A 19,196-nucleotide genomic window follows, 5' to 3' on the forward strand; every position below is an offset into this window, starting at 1 on the left:
ACCGGTAATCCTGATTGAACGCTCGGCAAAGCCTCCCGGTCACTACTTGCACAAGCCCGAAACGGGTACGCCTGAAGACTGACGAGGAGAGCCGACCATGCCCAGCAAGAACACGGACGCGCCGAAGCACAGCGAAGCCGCTGGCACCCAGACCCCGGACCGGGCCAACACCAACGCCAAGTTACAGAGCCTGGAGGCTGACCGTAGCGATGCGACGGGTCATGCGCTGCGCACCAACCAGGGGGTGCGCATCGCTGACAACCAGAACACGCTGAAGGCCGGAGATCGAGGCCCCTCGCTTCTCGAAGATTTCATCATGCGCGAGAAGATCACGCACTTTGACCACGAACGCATCCCTGAGCGCATCGTGCATGCGCGAGGGACGGGGGCGCATGGCTATTTCCAGAGCTATGGCAACCACGCCGAACTGACCAAGGCGGGCTTCCTGCAGGACCCGGAGAAAATCACACCCGTGTTCGTGCGATTTTCCACGGTACAGGGCCCGCGTGGCTCAGCCGACACCGTGCGTGACGTAAGGGGCTTTGCGGTCAAGTTCTACACCGATGAAGGCAACTTCGACCTGGTGGGCAACAACATGCCGGTGTTTTTCATCCAGGATGCGATCAAATTCCCGGATTTCGTCCACGCCGTAAAGCCAGAGCCGCACAACGAGATCCCGACCGGCGCTTCGGCTCATGACACCTTTTGGGATTTCGTCTCGCTGGTACCGGAGTCGGCCCATATGGTCATGTGGGCGATGTCGGACCGTGCTATCCCGCGCAGCTTGCGGATGATGGAAGGTTTCGGGGTGCATACCTTCCGCCTGATCAACGCCCAGGGCGTAGCCAGTTTCGTCAAATTCCATTGGAAGCCGCGCCAGGGTGTGCACTCCTTGCTATGGGACGAAGCGCAGAAGCTGGCAGGCAAGGACGCTGATTTCCAGCGTCGCGACTTGTGGGAGGCTATCGAGACGGGCGATTACCCTGAATGGGAATTGGGTGTGCAGATTGTGCCGGAAGCTGACGAGCACAAATTTGATTTCGACCTGCTGGACCCGACCAAGATAATCCCGGAAGAACTGGTGCCGGTTACACCTTTGGGCAAGATGATCCTGAATCGCAACCCGGACAACTTCTTTGCTGAAGTGGAACAGGTGGCGTTCTGCCCGGGTCATATCGTGCCTGGTATCGACTTTACCAACGACCCCTTGCTGCAGGGGCGGCTGTTCTCCTACACCGACACGCAGCTTAGCCGCCTGGGCGGGCCCAACTTCCACCAGATCCCCGTCAACCGCCCCGTCGCTCCTAACCACAACAACCAGCGTGACGCCTTGCATCAGCATGTGGTTCACAAAGGTCGCGCATCCTACGAGCCCAATTCCATCGACGGTGGCTGGCCGAAGGAAACGCCACCAGCCGCGCAGGATGGCGGCTTCGAGAGCTACCAGGAGCGTATCGATGCACACAAGATCCGCCAACGCAGCGATTCGTTCGGCGACCATTTTTCGCAGGCGCGGTTGTTCTTCCAGAGCATGAGCCCGACCGAGCAGCAGCACATCATCAAGGCTTACAGCTTTGAACTGGGCAAGGTGGAGCGGGAGACGATCCGTGCTCGGGAAGTGAATGAGATTCTCGCCAACATCGACCTGAAGCTGGCGGCTGCGGTTGCTGCCAACCTCGGTTTGCCTGCTCCGAGCGCGGGCACTGTTCAAGTGAAGGGAAGCCAGCTTGCGCAGTCGCCTGCCCTGAGCCAGATGAACCACCCGGGTTCGGTTGGCATCAAGGGGCGCAAGATTGCCGTGCTGGTGGCAGATGGCGTAGACGCTGCCAGCGTGGACAAGTTGGTCAAGGCCCTGGAAGCACACAGTGCCCGGCCATTGCTTCTGGGGCCGACCTCAGCACCGGTGAAGGCTGCGGACGGCAAGCAAGTGCCGGTGGATGCTTCCATGGAGGGGATGCCATCGATCATGTTCGACGGAATTGTCGTGCCGGGTGGCAAGGCTTCGACCGATGCGCTGGCGACCAGCGGGTTGGCCAAGCATTTCCTGCTGGAGGGCTACAAGCACCTGAAGGCGATGGTGTTGACCAAAGAGCTTTTGGGCAGCTTGGGGCTGAAAGAAGACAAGGGGTTGCTGCTGGGGGATGAGCAGAAGACCGTGGATGCCTTCGTCAAAGCGGTAGAAGGGCATCGGGTGTGGGAGCGGGAGGCGGCTGCGGAGGCTGTGCCGGCCTAAGGGGCTGCTTTGCAGCCCATCGCCGGCAAGCCAGCTCCCACAGGTACTGCACCAGGCTTGAAATTGGTGCGGTCGAGGTGGGAGCTGGCTTGCCGGCGATAGGGCCCGGAAGGCTTATTGCTGATGCGGAACCAGAACTACCTGCGCCGGCAGCGACCGCTGAATCTCGTGCTTCTGCTTCAGCACGAAGCCGCTGTCGATCTTGCGCACGCGCTTCTCCAGCAAGGTCTTCAGCCAAGGCGCATCCTCGGTGCGCGGCACCTGGAACACCACGTCGCACTGGTAGCTCACCACATCGGCGGCAATGTCATCCAGCTGGCGACGCATGGCGCGGCTGTCGGTGGTCTTCAAGGCCACGACGGTGCTCGGTGCAGCCGGGTCGATGATGCGCGCCTTGGGCTTGGCCTCGGCCGCTTTCAACGCCGCTTCAGCCTTCTCCAGCTCGGCTTTGCGCGCCTGGGTCACTGTATCGCCGCCAGTCACTGCCGGGGCCTGCGGCATGAGCGCGCGGGCACGGGCCAGGGCGGTGGCGGCAGCGTTCACATCACCCTTCTGCAGGAAGATCTGGCTGCGTTGCAGGTAGGCTTCGGCAAGCTGGCGCTGGTATTGCTCCAGGCGCGCGTCGTCCGGCGCCTGGGCCTGCAGGGCTGCCAGCTGGTCTTCGGCGGTGGCCAGCTCGTTGCTGGCGATGTTCTGTTGCAACTGCTGCCAGGCATCGGCTTGGGCAGGTGCGGTGGCCTGTTCGACCGGCGCGCTGGAACACGCAGCCAGGAACAGGGAAAACGCGGCAACAAGCAGATAACGGGAGGCGAACGGCTTCATTCCTGCGACTCTCTATTTGCGCAAAAAGCGAGCAAGTCTACACCCAGGTGCGCACGCTCGAAAACAAGTCTTACAGACCCTTTACGTGCGAAAAGGTTGCAGGGCGCGCCTTCACGCGCCCTGTTTTTCAGCGTTTTGGCAGGGCCAGGCTCAGCAAGAATAGCACCGCCGCGCAGACCACGATCGATGGGCCGGCGGGGGTGTCCTTGAACCAGGACATGGCCAGGCCGCCGCATACCGCGGTCACGCCGAGCAGGCTGGCGCCCAGGGCCATCTGCTCGGGAGAGCGGGCGTGACGTTGCGCCGCAGCAGCAGGAATGATCAGCAGCGAGGTGATCAGCAGCACGCCGACGATCTTCATGGCCACGGCAATCACCACCGCGATCAGCAGCATCAGCGCCATGCGCAGCCCGGCCACCGGCAGGCCTTCGACCATGGCCAGCTCTTCGTGCACGGTGACTGCCAGCAACGGCCGCCACAGCGCAGCGAGCAGCAGCAACACCAGCGCGCTGCCACCGAGGATCCAGGCCAGGTCGGTGGTGCTGATGGCCAGCAGGTCGCCGAACAGGTAGGCCATCAGGTCGATGCGTACGTCATGCATGAAGCTCAGCACTACCAGGCCCAGCGACAAGGTGCTGGGGGCGAGGATGCCGAGCAGGGTATCGGAGGCTAGCGGTTGGCGTTGCTGCAAGGTCACCAGCAAGATCGCCAGCAACAGGCAGCCCACGGTTACCGCCAGCGCCGGGCTGACGTCCAGGGCAAAGCCCAGGGCTACGCCGAGCAGGGCGGCGTGGGACAGGGTGTCGCCAAAATAGGCCATGCGCCGCCACACCACGAAGGAGCCCAGTGGGCCGGCCACCAGCGCCAGGGACAAACCGGCAAGCAGGGCGTAGAGAAGAAAATCAGCCATGCTTGCAGTGCGCTCCGTGAACATGGGTGCCAGGGGCGACCACCGAGCCGTGCAGGTCGTGGCTGTGGTCGTGATGGTGGTGGTAGATAGCCAGGCTGGGTGCGGCGGTCTGGCCGAACAGCTCGACGAATGCCGGGTCGCCGCTTACCTGCTCGGGGTGGCCCGAGCAGCACACGTGGCGGTTCAGGCACACCACCTGGTCGGTGGCGCTCATCACCAGGTGCAGGTCGTGGGAAACCATCAGCACGCCGCAGCCGTGGCGGTCGCGCAGGCGGGTAATGAGGTTGTACAGCTCGGTCTGGCCGACCACGTCTACGCCCTGCACCGGCTCGTCGAGCACCAGTAGCTGGGGTTCGCGCAGCAGGGCGCGGGCCAGCAGCACGCGCTGCATCTCGCCGCCGGAAATGGTCTGTATCGGGCTGTCGATGACCTGCTCGGCACCCACTTCCTGCAACGCCGACAAGGCTGCCGCGCGGTCTACACCGGGCACCAGGCGCAGGAAGCGCAACACCGACAGCGGCAGCGTGCCATCGACCTGGATCTTTTGCGGCATGTAGCCAATGCGCAGTTTCGGCTTGCGCCATACCTTGCCGCGGTGCGGCTTGAGCAGGCCGAGCACGGCGCGCACCAGGGTGGTCTTGCCCGCGCCGTTCGGGCCGATCAGGGTGACGATCTGGCCAGGTGCGACCGACAGGTCGATGCTGTCGAGCACCGCCTCGCCACCGAAGGTGACGCCGACCTGCTCCAGGCGGATCAGTGCATCGCTCATGCCGCGCTCCGGCAATTGCTGCACAGGCCGACCACTTCCACCGTCTGGGTCTCGACCGTGAAGCCCACGCCCTTGGCGCTGCTGATGATGGCGTCGCTGATACTGTCCTGTTCCAGTTCGATGGCCACATGGCAGGCCCGGCAGATCAGGAACTGCCCCTGGTGCAGGTGTTCCGGGTGGCTGCAGCCGATGAAGGCGTTGAGCGAGGCGATGCGGTGCACCAGGCCGTTTTCCAGCAGGAAGTCCAGCGCACGGTACACCGTGGGGGGCGCGGCGCGGCGGCCGTCCTGCTCACTGAGCACGGCGAGGATATCGTAGGCGCCCAGCGGCTTGTGGCTTTGCCACACCAGTTCCAGCACTCGACGGCGCAGCGCGGTCAGGCGCAGGCCCTGGCGGGTGCACAAGGCGTCGGCTTCAGCCAGTGCGCTGTGTACGCAATGGGAATGATCGTGAGGACGGTTGGCCAGCGGCGTGATGGACATGGGCAGCGACGGTTCTGGATGGAGACGTTATTATGTTACCTGTTTCTGACGACTCGAGTATTCACCGTGTCCCGATTCCTAGTCCTTTTTGTCGCTTTCATCGCATTTTCCGCCCAGGCCGACGTGCGCGTGCTGACCAGTATCAAACCCCTGCAGCAGATTGCCGCCGCCGTGCAGGACGGTGTTGGCAACCCCGAGGTATTGCTGCCGCCGGGGGCTTCGCCGCACCACTACGCGCTGCGCCCGTCCGACGTACGGCGGGTGGGCGATGCCGACCTGCTGTACTGGATCGGCCCGGACATGGAGGGCTTCCTGCCGCGGGTACTGGGCAATCGCAGCAAGGCCACGGTGGCCGTGCAGGCGCTACCGGGCATGAAGCTGCGGCATTTTGGCGAGGACAGCCATTCCCACGAGGAAGAAGACCACGACGACCATGATCATGACCACCGCCCGGGCAGCCTGGACGCGCACCTGTGGCTATCGTCGGTCAACGCGCGGGTGATTGCAGCGAAAATGGCGGCTGACCTGGCGCAGATCGATCCGGCCAATGCGGCGCGCTACCAGAGCAACCTCAAGGCCTTCGACGAACGCCTGGACGCACTGGATGGACGGATCAAGGCGCGGGTGGCCGGGATTGCCGGCAAGCCTTACTTCGTGTTCCACGAAGCATTCGACTATTTCGAGGCCGAGTATGGCCTGAAGCACACCGGGGTGTTCAGCGTGGCGTCCGAGGTGCAGCCGGGTGCGCAGCACGTGGCAGCCATGCGCAAGCGCCTGCAGGAAGTGGGCAAGACCTGTGTGTTCAGCGAACCGCCGCTGCGGCCGCGGCTGGCCGAGACCTTGACCGCCGGGCTGCCGGTGCGCCTGGCCGAGCTGGATGCCCTGGGCGGTACCGACCCGGTGGATGGCAAGGGCTATGAGCGCTTGCTGGAGAAGCTGGGTGGCGACCTGGTTGGGTGCCTGGAGCAGTTGTAAGCCTGTACCGGCCTCTTCGCGGGTAAACCCGCTCCCACAGGGATAGCGCCAGCCTCACGCCTGTGTGGGAGCGGGTTTACCCGCGAAGAAGCAGACACGCTCTAGAGGGCGAAGGGCAGGTGCAAAGCCACCTGCTGACGCTGCGCCAAACGCACTTCGAACTCGCTCGGGTCGTGGATCATCACATCCATCCCGGCAAACGATTCCGCTGCAATCAGGCGCGACAGCCAGAAGCGTACGCAGCCTACCCGCAACATCTCCGGCCACAGCTCGGCTTCGGCGGCGGTGAACGGCCGCAGCGCCGCATAGGCCGCCAGCAATGCCTGGGCGCGTGGCACATCGATCGCGCCGTGTTCATCCAGGCACCAGTCGTTCACGGTGATGGCGATGTCATACAGCATCGGCCCGGAACAGGCGTTGTAGAAGTCGATCACACCGGTCAGGTGGGTGCCTTCGAACATCACGTTGTCGCGGAACAGGTCGGCGTGCAGGTTGGCCCGTGGCAGGGCCAGGATCTGTGCCTTGTGCGCGCTGATTTCATCCAGCGCCGGCTGCAGCAGCGCGGCTTGCTCGGCGGTAAGGCGCGGCAGCAGCTCGGCACCCGAGGCCAGCATCCAGTCCAGGCCGCGGTCGGTGCGGCGCTCGATGATGTGTTCGCGGGTAGCCAGGTGAATGTGCGCCAGCAGCTCGCCGACCTGGGCGCAGTGCTGGGCGTTCGGTGCCTTGATGTGCTTGCCCGACAGCCGTGGCTGCAGCAGCGCCGGCTTGCCGCACAGCTCGCGCAGGCCATTGCCGTCGCGGTCACGTATGGCATAGGGCACCGGCATGTCGGCTGCGTGCAAAGTGTCCAGCAGCTCGATGAAGAACGGCATGTCCTCGCTGGGCCCGCGCTCGATCAGCGTCAGGACGAACTCCCCCTGTTCGAGGCTGACGAAGAAATTGCTGTTCTCTGTGCCGGCGGCGATGCCCTGGAAATCGAGCAGACGACCCAGCGCGTACGGCGCCAGAAAAGTTTCCAGCTCAGGCCGGGTCACGGGGGTGAAGACTGACATGATGAAAATTTGCCCATACGGGCACTTCCGCCGGGAAGTGCCGGGTTGATGTGAACGGTGCGCGTCAGATTACCACTCGAAGATCTTCCAGGACGGAATCAGCATGTCCGGCTGGTCGGATCGAATGAAATTGCCATCAGAGCCATCGGCGCGTACCAGGAAATAAGGCTTGCCGTTTTTCGGCGTGATCTTGATCGCATACAGGAACCCGTTCTGCCGGTACTCCTGGATGGTTTTGTCGCCTTCCGTGCGAATGGTCACCTCGGGATCGGCCGAGGGGGCGTCGTCCGCCGCCAGGGTGACGACAGGCATGGTGGCCAACAGACCGAGCAGTAACAGGCGATTGAGTGTACGCATGATAACCTTGTCCCTTTGTCGTCAATGATTCTGGCTATTCTAGCGCCGGACCCGTCGAAAAGGTTGATTCTGCTCATGAGCCAAGCGCCCCTCGTCCTGGTGGACGGTTCCTCCTACCTGTACCGCGCCTTCCACGCGCTGCCGCCGTTGACTACCTCCAAAGGCATGCCGACCGGCGCGGTGAAGGGGGTGCTGAACATGCTCAAGAGCCTGCGCAAGCAATACCCCGACAGCCTGTTCGCGGTAGTGTTCGACGCCAAGGGTGGCACCTTCCGCGATGCCATGTTCGCCGAATACAAGGCCAACCGCCCGAGCATGCCGGACGACCTGCGGGTGCAGATCGAGCCGCTGCACGCCAGCGTCAAGGCGCTGGGCTACCCACTGCTGTGTGTCGAGGGGGTCGAGGCCGACGACGTGATCGGCACCCTGGCGCGCAGCAGCGCCGCGCTGGGCCGCCCGGTGATCATCTCGACCGGTGACAAGGACATGGCGCAGCTGGTGGACGGGCACATTACCTTGGTCAACACCATGACCGGAAGCGTGCTGGACGTGGCTGGCGTGCACGAGAAATTTGGCGTCGGCCCGGAACATATCATCGACTTCCTGGCGCTGATGGGCGACAAGGTCGACAACATTCCCGGTGTGCCGGGCGTGGGCGAAAAAACTGCGGTGGGCCTGCTGACCGGTATCGGCGGCGGCCTCAGCGACCTGTACGCCAACCTGGACAAGGTCCCGACGCTGGCCATTCGCGGCGCCAAGACCCTGCCGGCCAAGCTGGAAGAGCACCGCGACGCGGCGTTCCTGTCTTATGAGCTGGCCACCATCAAGGTCGACGTGCCCCTGGATATCGAAGTAGATGCCCTGGTGTGCGGCGAGCCTGATCGCGACGCGTTGCTGGCGCTGTACACCGAGATGGAATTCAAGAGCTGGGTCGCCGAGGTGCAGCGTGACGCTGCCAAGGCCGGTGACGACATTGCGCCGATCGCGGAGCCGGTGGCCAAGACCGAGCCCAGGTACGAAACCATTCTCGACCAGGAACGTTTCGACTTCTGGCTGGAGAAGCTGCGTCAGGCGCCACTGTTCGCCTTCGACACCGAGACCACTGGCCTGGACGCACAGCAGGCGCAGCTTGTCGGCCTGTCGTTCGCCGTCGAGCCGCATGAAGCGGCCTATGTGCCGCTGGCCCACGACTATGAAGGCGCGCCGGCCCAGCTGGACCGCGCCGCCGTGCTGCTGGCGCTGAAGCCGCTGCTGGAAGACCCGGCCAAGGCCAAGGTCGGGCAGAACGCCAAGTACGACATCAACATCCTCGCCAATGGCTCGCCCGCCATCGAAATGCGCGGCGTTGCCTACGACACCATGCTCGAGTCGTACGTGCTGAACTCCACCGCCACCCGTCACGACATGGACAGCCTGGCGCTGAAGTACCTCGACCACACCACCATCGCCTTCGAGGACATCGCCGGCAAGGGCGCCAAGCAGCTGACCTTCAACCAGATCCACCTGGACAAGGCCGGCCCCTACGCTGCCGAAGACGCCGACATCACCCTGCGCCTGCACCAGGCGCTGCAGGCGCGCCTGGCGCAGACGCCGAGCGTGCAGCCGGTGCTGATGGACATCGAGATGCCGCTGGTGCCGGTGCTGGCCAAGATCGAGCGCCAGGGGGCGCTGGTCGATGCCGCGCTGCTGCAGGTGCAGAGCGGTGAGCTGGGGGTGAAGATGGCCGAGCTGGAGCAGCGCGCCTATGAGCTGGCCGGTGAGGAGTTCAACCTCGGCTCGCCCAAGCAGCTGGGCGCGATCCTCTACGACAAGCTGGGCATGCCGGTGCTGAGCAAGACCACCAAGGGCCAGCCATCCACGGCAGAAGCGGTGCTCGACGAACTGGCCGAGCAAGGCTACCCGCTGCCGGAGGTACTGATGCAGTACCGCAGCCTGAGCAAGCTCAAGAGCACCTACACCGACAAGCTGCCGGGGCAGATCAACCCGCGCACCGGGCGTATCCACACCTCCTACCAGCAGGCGGTAGCGGCCACCGGCCGGCTGTCGTCCAGCGACCCGAACCTGCAGAACATCCCGATCCGCACTGCCGAAGGCCGGCGCATCCGTCAGGCCTTCGTCGCCAGCCCGGGCTACAAGCTGCTGGCGGCGGACTACTCGCAGATCGAGTTGCGCATCATGGCCCACCTAGCCAAGGACGAAGGCTTGCTGCATGCCTTCCGCAACGACCTGGACGTGCACCGCGCCACGGCGGCGGAAGTATTCGGCGTAGCCCTGGAAGACGTCACCACCGACCAGCGCCGCAGTGCCAAGGCTATCAACTTCGGCCTGATCTACGGCATGAGCGCCTTTGGCCTGGCCAAGCAGATCGGCGTCGACCGCAAGCAGTCGCAGGATTACATCGACCGCTACTTCGCCCGCTACCCGGGCGTGCTGGCCTACATGGAGCGCACCCGCGCCCAGGCGGCGGAGCAAGGCTTTGTCGAAACCCTGTTCGGCCGCCGCCTGTACCTGCCGGATATCAATGCCAAGAACCCGGCCCTGCGCAAAGGCGCCGAGCGCACGGCGATCAACGCCCCGATGCAGGGCACTGCGGCCGATATCATCAAGCGGGCCATGGTCAATGTGGATAACTGGCTGAGCGAGAGCGGGCTGGACGCCCGGGTGATCCTGCAGGTACACGACGAACTGGTGCTGGAAGTGCGCGAGGACCTGGTGGAGCAGGTGAAAGATGAAATTCGCCAGCACATGAGCAAGGCCGCGCAGCTGGATGTACCGCTGCTGGTCGAGGCAGGAATTGGTGCGAATTGGGACGAAGCTCACTGATCGGGCGGGGAAAGCTGTGTAGGATCCGTGATGTAGGGATGCGGATCCTGGCACCGCTCAGTGCCAGTGGTGCTGAGGCTTCATGAAACTATCGCAAATAGTTTTCAGGGCTTTGGAACTAAACCGGTGAAGCGGAACTCAGAGTAACTGAATGGCTGGTGAAGCCTTTCGATGCTCCTATGTTGTGTTAAGTGTTGGCAGATATCTGGACCCCGCCCTAGCGGTCCGGACTTGGACCCCGAACTTCCCCCTCCCCATACGAAGTCCGGGGTTTTTTTTGCCCGGAATTTGACTCGGCCGTGCTGGCCTCATCGCCGGCAAGCCAGCTCCCACAGGGGTATCACTGCCCTCAAGGCCTGTGCTGTACCTGTGGGAGCTGGCTTGCCGGCGATAGGGTCCTCAAGCAGCTGTCTTGTCTTCCAGCTCCATCCAGTCCGCCAGCACCCGGTACGCCTCTTCCACGCCCAGGCGCTTGGGCGCCGAGAACAGCTGGATGGTCACGCCGTCGCCCCAACCCTTTCGGATTTCCGACTGCACCTTGAGCAGAGTGTTCTTGCCCGCGCCGTGGGTCAGCTTGTCGGCCTTGGTCAGCAGGATGTGCATCGGCATGCTGCTGGCCTTGGCCCAGTCGAGCATCATCTTGTCGAAGTCGGTCATCGGGTGGCGCACGTCCATCATCAGGATCACGCCACGCAGGCACTCCCGGCTGCCCAGGTAGGCTTCCAGGTGTTTCTGCCAGTGCTGCTTGAGCGGAATCGGGACTTTTGCATAACCGTAGCCTGGCAGGTCGACCAAACGTCGTTCATCGTCCAGACTGAAGAAATTCAACAGCTGGGTGCGCCCGGGGGTTTTCGAGGTGCGCGCCAGGCTGGCATGAGTCAGGGTGTTGAGGGCGCTGGATTTGCCGGCGTTGGAGCGGCCGGCGAAAGCCACCTCGTAACCCTGGTCGTCCGGGCATTGTTCGACCTTGGCAGCGCTGAGGGCGAATTTGGCTTTCTGGCAGAGGCCGAGGATGGGGTTCTTGACTTGCATGGGATATCCGATGTGGGTGTTGCCTGACTCTATAAGCCCGAGCCTGGCAAGCGGTGTCGTTTCCGTTTGGATGGCGGAAGTATATAATGCCCCAGTTTTTGTGTGCTCATTCTCCCGGCGAAGGAGAACGGGCATGGGGTGTCGAACAATAGCTCGCGCAACAGAACGCAGCGCGGCCCCCAACCCTGAAGGTCGTTCCGCATGGCGAAATGGCTGCTTGCTGTCGGTATGTTCCTGCCGTTTTTCAGCGCACAGGCTACACAGGATCCCGAGGTGTTGTACAACCGCACGTGTGCGGCCTGTCACACCGGGCAGTTGCCACAGGCACCCAGGCAGGGTGACCGGGCAGCATGGGAGCCAAGGCTGGCGCAAGGCATGGATGTACTGGTGAAGCACGTGACCCAGGGTTTCAAGGCTATGCCGCCGCGTGGATTGTGCATGGACTGCAGTGCCGAGGACTACCGTTTGGTCATCCTTTGGATGAGTGGCAGTCCCGATACATAACATTTCACCCTTAGCCGTGTTGGATTAGCTGATGAACAAACTAGTCGTGAGTCTGCTGTTGACCTTGGGTGTCGCAGGTGCGGCCACTGCTGCGCAACCCGTCAAAGGCGATGCCGCCGCCGGCCAGGCCAAGACGGCCGTCTGTGGCGCCTGCCACAACCCCGACGGCAACAGCCTGGCACCGAACTTCCCGAAACTGGCCGGCCAAGGCCAGCGCTATCTCGAAAAACAATTGCACGATATCAAGTCGGGCAAGCGTACCGTGCTGGAGATGACCGGCATGCTGGCCGCATTCAGCGACCAGGACCTGGCCGATATCGCCGCCTACTTCTCCAGCCAGAAAGGCAGCGTGGGCGCGGCCGATCCCAAGCTGGTCGAACGTGGCCGGGCGCTGTTCAACGGCGGCGACCTGGAAAAAGGCATGCCTGCCTGCACCGGCTGCCACTCGCCGAACGGCGCGGGTATCGCCCTGGCCGGCTTCCCGCACCTGGGCGGGCAGCATGCACAGTACGTGACCAAGCAGCTCACCGACTTCCGCGAAGGCAACCGCACCAACGATGGCGATGCCATGACCATGCGCACCATCGCCGGCAAGCTGAGCAACCACGACATCGAGGCGCTGGCCAGTTACATCCAGGGCCTGCACTGAGGCCCTTCGGCCGCCTGTGATGGCCCTATCGCCGGCAAGCCAGCTCCCACAGATGCTGCATATGGCTTGAGGTCGATGCGCTCGAGGTGGGAGCCGGCTTGCCGGCGATAGGGCCATTACAGGCGGCGCATTAACCTTCAGTTAATGTTGTAGGCCAATGATGAAAGGGCGGCCGGACCGCCCTTTTTTCCGTCCGCAGCCGTTACACTACAGAACTCGGCCCCTTCCCGGCCTGTCTCAGTGCAGGTCGCGTCGTGGCGACCAATGACTGCCCAGGAGTAAAGCATGCGTAAACTGATTCTCAGCGCCGCGCTGGTCGCTGCCAGCGTATTCGGTATGACTGCCGTCCAGGCCGCCGAGCCTGTCGCCGGCAAGGAATACCTCGAGCTGAGCAACCCTGTTCCGGTTTCCGTGCCTGGCAAGATCGAAGTGGTCGAGCTGTTCTGGTACGGCTGCCCACACTGCTACCACTTCGAGCCGACCATCAACCCGTGGGTTGAAAAACTGCCCAAGGACGTCAACTTCAAGCGCGTACCAGCCATGTTCGGTGGCCCATGGGACGCCCACGGCCAGATGTTCCTGACCCTCGAAGCCATGGGCGTCGAGCAGAAGGTACACGCCGCGGTGTTCGATGCCATCCAGAACCAGAAAAAGCGCCTGACCGACCCGCAGGACATGGCCGACTTCCTCGCCACCCAGGGCGTGGACAAGGACAAGTTCCTCGCCACCTTCAATTCGTTCGCCATCAAGGGCCAGGTCAACCAGGCCAAGGAACTGGCGAAGAAATACGAGATCACCGGCGTACCGAGCATGGTGGTCAACGGCAAGTACCGCTTCGACCTGGGTACTGCCGGCGGGCCGGAAGGCGTACTGAACGTTGCCGACCAGCTGATCGCCAAGGAGCGCGCCGCTAAGTAAGCGGCGTAACCCATGCGCCGCTTCAGAACCGCGCGTGGCATTGGCCTGCACCAGCCGCAGGTCAACGAGCATCACCTGCAGGCCCCTGGCCTGCCCGAGGATGGTCGTCTGCGGCTGCTCAGTTTCAACATCCAGGTGGGTATCAGCACCGAGCGCTACCGGCATTACGTGACCCGCAGCTGGCAGCACCTGCTGCCGCACAACGGGCGTGCGGGCAACCTGCAGAAGATTGGCCAACTGCTGGGCGACTTCGACCTGGTGGCCTTGCAGGAGGCCGATGGCGGCAGCCTGCGCTCGGGCTATGTCAACCAGGTCGAGCACCTTGCCCACCTGGGTGCCTTCCCCTACTGGTACCAGCAACTCAACCGCAACCTTGGGCGTTTTGCCCAGCACAGCAATGGCGTGCTCAGCCGCCTGAAGCCACAACTGCTCGAGGATCACCCATTGCCCGGCCCGGCTGGGCGAGGTGCGATTCTGGTGCGCTTTGGCGAGGGCGAAGATGCGCTGATCGTGGTGATGATGCACCTGGCCCTCGGCGCCAAGACCCGCGCCTTGCAACTGGGTTACATCCGCGAGCTGATTGGCGGTTACCGCCACCAGGTGCTGATGGGCGACATGAATACCCATGCCACCGACCTGCTGGAGCACTCGCCGTTGCGCGACTTGGGCCTGATTGCCCCCCAAGTCGAGGCCACCTTCCCCAGCTGGCGTCCACAGCGTTGCCTGGACCACATTCTGCTCAGCCCAAGCCTCACGCTGGAGCGTGTCGAGGTGCTGGCGCAGCCAATTTCCGACCACCTTCCCGTTGCTGTCGAGATTCGATTGCCTGATGCATTGACTGTGGATACGCTGCCGGTCCTGAGCTAATTGCCATCACCGTTTGCGGACCTGGGCATGACTGAAGACGCTGAGCGCTGGAAAGAAAAATACCTGAAAAGCATCGAGCAGCAGGAAAAGCTCGAGCGCCGTTGGGACGCCCGTCTCGACCTGCTGCGTCGCGGCCTGGTACGCAGCACCCTGGCTGCCGAAGGCAGTGACAAGGTGGTGGACCAGTGCATGAAGGAAATGCGCGAGGTTATCCGCAGCGACAACATGGACGCTGGCCTTGCCGGGCTGATTCCGCGTCTTGAGAAGGCGGTGCTGGACTCCGAACAGCGCCGGGAAGCTCGCATGAATCAGGTCAGCGATGCGCTGACCGCGCTGGTCGACCAACTGCAAGGCCTGCCATTGCCGAACGATGTGTCGCGGCCGTTGAAAAAGCTGGCGAAGAAGCTCGACGGTGGCGTGGCCCAGTCACGCGACCTGCCACCGTTGCTGGGCGAGTTGAGCGGCTTGCAGGGCCGCGCGCTGTCAGCCCTGGGCAAGTCGGGGGAGGAGGCCCGACCCGGCTTCTTGCAGCGCTTGTTCGGCAGCCGCGAGGATCACGCGCAAGGCGAGCCAGCGCTTGTGCCGCTGACGCTGCCGGTTGCCGACGCGCAGCCCTTGGCAGCACCGGCCAACGTCGGTGCTCCGCAGCCCGACGACGTGGACGCGCTGCAGCCGCTGCCAGCCTCATCAGCATCTGTTGTCGAGGCGCCCGTAGTGCCAGAGCCCGCGCTGGAGACACCTGGCCCGGCGCTGATCGAAACGGCCGAACTGTCACCAGCCCCGCTGCCGCAGCCGCTACCGGACGAAGTGCCGGCACCGGAAACTGTCGCCAGCGAGCCTCCGGCTGAAGCAGGACCGGCGCAAACACTCGAAGAAACCTTCGGCGAAGACGGCCCCTATGCCCTGCCCTACGCGGTGGAGCCGCCCTACAGCCAGGTTGCCGAGCACATCGAGCACACCCTGATCGGCCTGCTCGATGACCTCAGCCTGCCGGAGCGACACAAGGCCCAGGCGCTCGAGATGCGTGAACGGGTCGCCCGCGGCTTGAATTGGTATGAGCTGATCCCGGTGCTGGATGACCTGGCTGTGCTCATGCTGGCGATCACCGACAGCGGTCAGCACGAGTTCGAAACCTACCTGCAGCAGCTCAACGAACGCCTGGAAGGTTTCCAGAGCCACCTGCACGAGGCCAGCGCCGGTCACGCCGACAACAGCTCGGCTGCCCGCGAGCTGGATACCCAGCTGCGTGAGCACGTCGACGGGCTGCAGAGCAGTGTGCAAGGTGCCGCCGACGTCGACAGCCTCAAGCACATCCTGGAAAACCGCCTGGAAGGCCTGTTGGTGACCATGGACGAGCACAAGCATGAGCGTGATCGCCGCGAGCAGGAGCTGGCTGGGCGCCTGCAAGGGCTGTCGGAGCGGGTGGCGAACATGGAGCACGAGGCGCTCGGCTACCGCGAGCACCTGGAAGAGCAGCGGCAGAAGGCCTTGCTCGACCCCCTCACCGGTTTGCCCAACCGTGCGGCCTGGAGCGAGCGGGTCGAGCGCGAAATGCTCGAATGGCAGGCACACGGCGGCCATCTGGCGATGGCGATCCTCGACCTGGACCATTTCAAGCGTATCAACGACAGCTATGGGCACCTGGCCGGGGACAAGGTACTGAAGATTGTCGCCGACCAGTTGCGCAAGCGCCTGCGCAGCGGTGACTTCATCGCCCGCTTCGGCGGCGAGGAGTTTGTCCTGTTGCTGCCGCAGACCTCGCCGGCCGCCGCTGCCCAGATAGCCGAGGTGCTACGGGCCACGGTCGAGGCGTGCCCGTTCCACTTCAAGGGCGAACGGGTGGTGATCACCACTTCCATCGGCCTGGGTGCATTCCGTTCCGGCGAGCGCGGCGACCAGGTGCTCAAGCGCGCCGATGCGGCGCTGTACCGGGCCAAGGAGTCGGGGCGCAACCGCGTCGAGCAGGCATAGCCGGGAGCCGCTGACTCGCGGCAAGCACGGCCCTTGGGGAGCACGTTATACTGTAGCGCTCATACGCTGAGGCTACTGACGTGCTTTCCACGCTTAAAAAAACCCTGATTTCCTTCCTGCTGTTGTCTGTCGCCGGTTGCTCGACAGGCCTGCGCATCGACCGTAGCCACCCTTCGGTCAACCAGGACAACCGCATCCAGTTCGTAGTCTTGCATTACACCAATGCTTCGCTGGAGCGTTCCCTGGCGTTGCTGACCCATGGCGAAGTCAGCAGCCACTACCTGATTGGCGACGGCCCGGCGACGGTGTATCAGCTAGTGGATGAGAACCGCCGCGCCTGGCATGCCGGTGATAGCCAGTGGCAGGGGCGGACCTGGCTGAACTCCTCGTCCATCGGTATCGAAATCGTCAACCCGGGCTTCACCGACACGCCTAATGGCCGGGTCTGGCACCCTTACAGCGAAGCGCAGGTCCAGTCGCTGATCGCGCTGCTCAAGGACATCGTCAAACGCAACAACATCGAGCCACGGCACATCATTGGCCACAGCGATATCGCGCCGCTGCGCAAGCTTGACCCGGGGCCGCTGTTCCCGTGGAAGCGCCTGGCCGACGCCGGATTGGGTGTCTGGCCGGATGCAAATGCCGTGGCACGGCAGCAAGCCTATTTCAGCGTCAACCCGCCGAGCGTTGGCTGGTATCAGCAGGAGCTGGCGCGGTTTGGCTATGCGATCGAGCAGACCGGGGTCCTGGATGTTGCCACCCGCCATGTGATCGCCGCGTTCCAGATGCGTTTCCGCCCGCAGCGCTTCGATGGCATGCCGGATGCGCAGACGGCGGCGATGCTGCAGGTGCTCAACCGGATGCGTTGAGCTGCCAGCGAGGCTCTGTGGGAGATTGCCCAGCCCTTTGGGCTGCGCTGTCGCACAGATAGCTGTATTCGCAAGCGATCCTCGTACCCTGTGGGAGCGGCTTTAGCCGCGAAGAATCCAACGCGGTGCCAGCCACCGCGTTTACTTCTTCGCGGGCACGCCCGCTCCCACAGAGTCCGTGTAGCGCCTGCAAATCGAGTTCTCTGCGCGACAGCGCAGCCTTGGGAGATGGCGATCTCCCAACAAGCAAACGAAGCGCCAAACGGCGAGGTGATTCCTGATTCAGTTGCTATACCTTAGTTATCAACTGGATGCCCTCGATGTCAGCCTTCATCGCCTTGATGCGCCAAATTTTTTACCGTCCCTGGATGCTGGCCACATTGGCAGCACTGGCCAGCGCGGCACTGTTGCTCTCTGCCAGCATCGGCATTGCCCTGCAACAGATGAAGCAAAGCGAGAGCGCACAGATGAATGCCCAGGGCGAGCGCTTTCTCGAGCGCCTCGAGCAGGTGTTCGGCCAGTTGCGCGAAGGGGTCGACCTGCTGCAGGCGCAGCCCTTGCGCGGCTGCAGCCCGGCGATGCTGACGGCATTGCAGCAGGTAGGCCTGAGTTCACGCTTCATTTATGAAGCGGCATACGTGGATGGGGATATCGCCTGTTCGAACCGCGGTGATGAGCGGGCGTTCGAACCCTTGCGGGTCCCCGATATCCAGGGGCCGACCTATAGCTATTGGCTGAACACCACGACCGAGCCGAACGAGAACCTGGCCGCGCTGATGCTGGGGAGGGGCAAGTTCGTGGTATCCACCTCTCGTGGACACCTGACCGATGTGGTTGACCTGCCCCCCGGGGGCAGCCTTGTGGTGGTGCTGGACAACGGTACCCGGGCCATCCCCGTGCTGGGCCCACCGCAGGTATGGCCGCCGCCCTCGGCCTGGTCGACCAGCCACAAGTCGCTGCTCGAGCTCAGCGACCGCCTGATCTACCGCATGCCGACCAAGTCACCGGACTACCAGCTGGTGCTGATTGCCCCGCGGGCGAGCCTGCCGTTGAGGATGAACGGCATGCTCTGGCTCTTGTTCCCCGGCAGTGTGCTGGCAGCCTGCTGCATCGGCTGGCTGGTGCTGCAACTCATCCTGCAGCGGCGGTCGATGAGCTCGGAGTTGCAGAATGCCTTGCGCCGCGGCGAACTGCAGGTGCTCTACCAGCCGATCTTCGAGCTCGACAGCCGGCGCTGTGTCGGGGCCGAGGCCCTGGTGCGCTGGCGTCGCCCGGACGGCACTCTGACCAGCCCGGACCTGTTCATCCCGTTGGCGGAAAACACCGGGCAGATTCGCCAGATCACCGACTTTGTCCTACAGCGTGTGCTGGAACAGTTAGGGCAACTGCTGCGCTCGCACCCCAACTTGTACATTTCGGTGAACCTGGCAGCTTGCGATGTAATGGTGCCGCGTATTGGCCGGGTAGCTGCGCGCTTGCTGGCAATGCACCGGGTGGCGGCCAGCCAGATTGCCTTCGAAGTGACCGAGCGCGGCCTGATCGATGTGGTAGTGGCGCGCGACAATCTGCAGGCGTTACGTGCAGTAGGGCATCAGGTGCTGATCGACGATTTTGGCACGGGTTATTGCAGCCTGGCCTACCTGCAGACCCTGCCGGTGGACTGCCTGAAGATCGACAAGGCCTTTATCGATGCCCTTGGGCATGACGCCGCCAGCAGCGGTGTTGCCCCGCATATCATCCGCATGGCCCACGACCTGCACCTGCGGGTGATTGCCGAAGGCATCGAGTGTGAAGACCAGGCGGTGCTGCTGAACAGCGAAGGGGTCAATTATGGCCAGGGCTGGCTGTTTGCCCGGCCACTGAATGCCCGGCAGTTTGCCGAGCTGGTGACCCGCGGACGGCTGCCGCGGCGGGTTGAGCATTGAGTGATCCTGCACCGGCCTCATCGCCGGCAAGCCAGCTC

General features: G+C 63.5%; 16 protein-coding genes and 1 pseudogene. 10 read left to right on the top strand and 7 right to left on the bottom strand.

From position 1 onward, the window contains the following. Nucleotides 1–97: 97 nt before the first annotated feature. Nucleotides 98–2,233 (top strand): catalase HPII, encoded by a 2,136-nt coding sequence (katE, locus tag RYH74_RS02865; protein WP_317408932.1) that lies wholly within the window; start codon nt 98–100, stop codon nt 2,231–2,233. Nucleotides 2,234–2,347: 114 nt separating this feature from the next. Here the strand turns inward: katE and RYH74_RS02870 are convergent, their stop codons facing one another. The 4 genes from RYH74_RS02870 to zur all read right to left on the bottom strand — a co-directional run bounded on the left by RYH74_RS02870 (nt 2,348) and on the right by zur (nt 5,216). Beyond that, a complete protein-coding gene (locus RYH74_RS02870) occupies nt 2,348–3,055 on the bottom strand; it encodes a PA5502 family lipoprotein (RefSeq protein ID WP_317408933.1) in 708 nt (235 codons plus the stop codon). 127 nt (nt 3,056–3,182) lie between these two features. Next, a complete protein-coding gene (znuB, locus tag RYH74_RS02875; RefSeq protein ID WP_003253007.1) occupies nt 3,183–3,965 on the bottom strand; it encodes a zinc ABC transporter permease subunit ZnuB in 783 nt (260 codons plus the stop codon). Next, nucleotides 3,958–4,734 carry a zinc ABC transporter ATP-binding protein ZnuC gene (gene znuC, locus RYH74_RS02880; protein WP_317408934.1) on the bottom strand — a complete coding sequence of 259 codons (777 nt, stop codon included), beginning with the start codon at nt 4,732–4,734 and terminating at the stop codon, nt 3,958–3,960. Before znuC ends, znuB begins: the two co-directional genes overlap by 8 nt. After that, on the bottom strand, nt 4,731–5,216 hold the full coding sequence (gene zur, locus RYH74_RS02885) for a zinc uptake transcriptional repressor Zur (protein ID WP_025337220.1): 486 nt from the start codon (nt 5,214–5,216) through the stop codon (nt 4,731–4,733). The genes znuC and zur overlap by 4 nt, the downstream gene beginning before the upstream one ends. Nucleotides 5,217–5,234: 18 nt before the next feature. On the opposite strand from zur, the gene RYH74_RS02890 reads away from it, so the two are divergent. Next, nucleotides 5,235–6,191 carry a zinc ABC transporter substrate-binding protein gene (locus tag RYH74_RS02890; RefSeq protein WP_137162716.1) on the top strand — a complete coding sequence of 319 codons (957 nt, stop codon included), beginning with the start codon at nt 5,235–5,237 and terminating at the stop codon, nt 6,189–6,191. 101 nt (nt 6,192–6,292) lie between these two features. Here RYH74_RS02890 and RYH74_RS02895 read toward each other — a convergent pair whose 3' ends face one another. Together RYH74_RS02895 and RYH74_RS02900 are read right to left on the bottom strand one after the other, a co-directional pair. Then, nucleotides 6,293–7,243, bottom strand: a complete 951-nt coding sequence (locus RYH74_RS02895) for a homoserine kinase (RefSeq protein ID WP_024087954.1) — start codon at nt 7,241–7,243, stop codon at nt 6,293–6,295. A gap of 69 nt (nt 7,244–7,312) precedes the next feature. Next, nucleotides 7,313–7,600 carry a DUF2782 domain-containing protein gene (locus RYH74_RS02900; protein ID WP_013970316.1) on the bottom strand — a complete coding sequence of 96 codons (288 nt, stop codon included), beginning with the start codon at nt 7,598–7,600 and terminating at the stop codon, nt 7,313–7,315. A 75-nt stretch (nt 7,601–7,675) separates the two neighbouring features. Here RYH74_RS02900 and polA point away from each other — a divergent pair, with 75 nt between their 5' ends. Next, a complete protein-coding gene (polA, locus tag RYH74_RS02905; protein WP_075046860.1) occupies nt 7,676–10,423 on the top strand; it encodes a DNA polymerase I in 2,748 nt (915 codons plus the stop codon). Nucleotides 10,424–10,822: 399 nt separating this feature from the next. On the opposite strand, the gene yihA is transcribed toward polA, so the two are convergent. After that, nucleotides 10,823–11,455 (bottom strand): ribosome biogenesis GTP-binding protein YihA/YsxC, encoded by a 633-nt coding sequence (gene yihA / locus RYH74_RS02910; RefSeq protein WP_075046861.1) that lies wholly within the window; start codon nt 11,453–11,455, stop codon nt 10,823–10,825. A gap of 201 nt (nt 11,456–11,656) precedes the next feature. Here yihA and RYH74_RS02915 point away from each other — a divergent pair, with 201 nt between their 5' ends. The 7 genes and pseudogenes from RYH74_RS02915 (at nt 11,657) to RYH74_RS02945 (ending at nt 19,158) form a co-directional block, all read left to right on the top strand. After that, the gene (locus RYH74_RS02915; RefSeq protein ID WP_015268479.1) at nt 11,657–11,959 is read left to right on the top strand and encodes a c-type cytochrome; all 303 of its coding nucleotides are present in this window, start codon (nt 11,657–11,659) and stop codon (nt 11,957–11,959) included. A gap of 31 nt (nt 11,960–11,990) precedes the next feature. Beyond that, on the top strand, nt 11,991–12,608 hold the full coding sequence (locus RYH74_RS02920; protein ID WP_003256951.1) for a c-type cytochrome: 618 nt from the start codon (nt 11,991–11,993) through the stop codon (nt 12,606–12,608). A 285-nt stretch (nt 12,609–12,893) separates the two neighbouring features. Further along, entirely contained in the window at nt 12,894–13,526 is a 633-nt protein-coding gene (dsbA, locus tag RYH74_RS02925) for a thiol:disulfide interchange protein DsbA (RefSeq protein WP_025337225.1), read from the top strand. A gap of 34 nt (nt 13,527–13,560) precedes the next feature. Then, a pseudogene (locus RYH74_RS02930) lies at nt 13,561–14,393 on the top strand (endonuclease/exonuclease/phosphatase family protein). A 27-nt stretch (nt 14,394–14,420) separates the two neighbouring features. Then, nucleotides 14,421–16,364: a diguanylate cyclase gene (locus RYH74_RS02935; protein WP_075046862.1), complete on the top strand. Its 1,944-nt coding sequence runs from the start codon at nt 14,421–14,423 to the stop codon at nt 16,362–16,364. Between the two features lie 80 nt (nt 16,365–16,444). Then, nucleotides 16,445–17,233 (top strand): N-acetylmuramoyl-L-alanine amidase, encoded by a 789-nt coding sequence (locus RYH74_RS02940; RefSeq protein ID WP_025337228.1) that lies wholly within the window; start codon nt 16,445–16,447, stop codon nt 17,231–17,233. Nucleotides 17,234–17,553: 320 nt separating this feature from the next. Next, complete coding sequence (locus RYH74_RS02945) at nt 17,554–19,158, top strand: EAL domain-containing protein (RefSeq protein ID WP_025337229.1); 1,605 nt, start codon at nt 17,554–17,556, stop codon at nt 19,156–19,158. Nucleotides 19,159–19,196: the final 38 nt, after the last annotated feature.

The sequence above is a fragment of the Pseudomonas sp. LSJ-87 genome (assembly GCF_032971465.1).
In the GTDB taxonomy this organism is placed as follows: domain Bacteria; phylum Pseudomonadota; class Gammaproteobacteria; order Pseudomonadales; family Pseudomonadaceae; genus Aquipseudomonas; species Aquipseudomonas putida_Z.

Coding starts and splice junctions, on each gene's coding strand:
- katE (WP_317408932.1), top strand. CDS start 98: ATGCCCAGCAAGAACACGGACGCGCCGAAGCACAGCGAAGCCGCTGGC.
- RYH74_RS02870 (WP_317408933.1), bottom strand. CDS start 3,055: ATGAAGCCGTTCGCCTCCCGTTATCTGCTTGTTGCCGCGTTTTCCCTG.
- znuB (WP_003253007.1), bottom strand. CDS start 3,965: ATGGCTGATTTTCTTCTCTACGCCCTGCTTGCCGGTTTGTCCCTGGCG.
- znuC (WP_317408934.1), bottom strand. CDS start 4,734: ATGAGCGATGCACTGATCCGCCTGGAGCAGGTCGGCGTCACCTTCGGT.
- zur (WP_025337220.1), bottom strand. CDS start 5,216: ATGTCCATCACGCCGCTGGCCAACCGTCCTCACGATCATTCCCATTGC.
- RYH74_RS02890 (WP_137162716.1), top strand. CDS start 5,235: ATGGAGACGTTATTATGTTACCTGTTTCTGACGACTCGAGTATTCACC.
- RYH74_RS02895 (WP_024087954.1), bottom strand. CDS start 7,243: ATGTCAGTCTTCACCCCCGTGACCCGGCCTGAGCTGGAAACTTTTCTG.
- RYH74_RS02900 (WP_013970316.1), bottom strand. CDS start 7,600: ATGCGTACACTCAATCGCCTGTTACTGCTCGGTCTGTTGGCCACCATG.
- polA (WP_075046860.1), top strand. CDS start 7,676: ATGAGCCAAGCGCCCCTCGTCCTGGTGGACGGTTCCTCCTACCTGTAC.
- yihA (WP_075046861.1), bottom strand. CDS start 11,455: ATGCAAGTCAAGAACCCCATCCTCGGCCTCTGCCAGAAAGCCAAATTC.
- RYH74_RS02915 (WP_015268479.1), top strand. CDS start 11,657: ATGGCGAAATGGCTGCTTGCTGTCGGTATGTTCCTGCCGTTTTTCAGC.
- RYH74_RS02920 (WP_003256951.1), top strand. CDS start 11,991: ATGAACAAACTAGTCGTGAGTCTGCTGTTGACCTTGGGTGTCGCAGGT.
- dsbA (WP_025337225.1), top strand. CDS start 12,894: ATGCGTAAACTGATTCTCAGCGCCGCGCTGGTCGCTGCCAGCGTATTC.
- RYH74_RS02935 (WP_075046862.1), top strand. CDS start 14,421: ATGACTGAAGACGCTGAGCGCTGGAAAGAAAAATACCTGAAAAGCATC.
- RYH74_RS02945 (WP_025337229.1), top strand. CDS start 17,554: ATGTCAGCCTTCATCGCCTTGATGCGCCAAATTTTTTACCGTCCCTGG.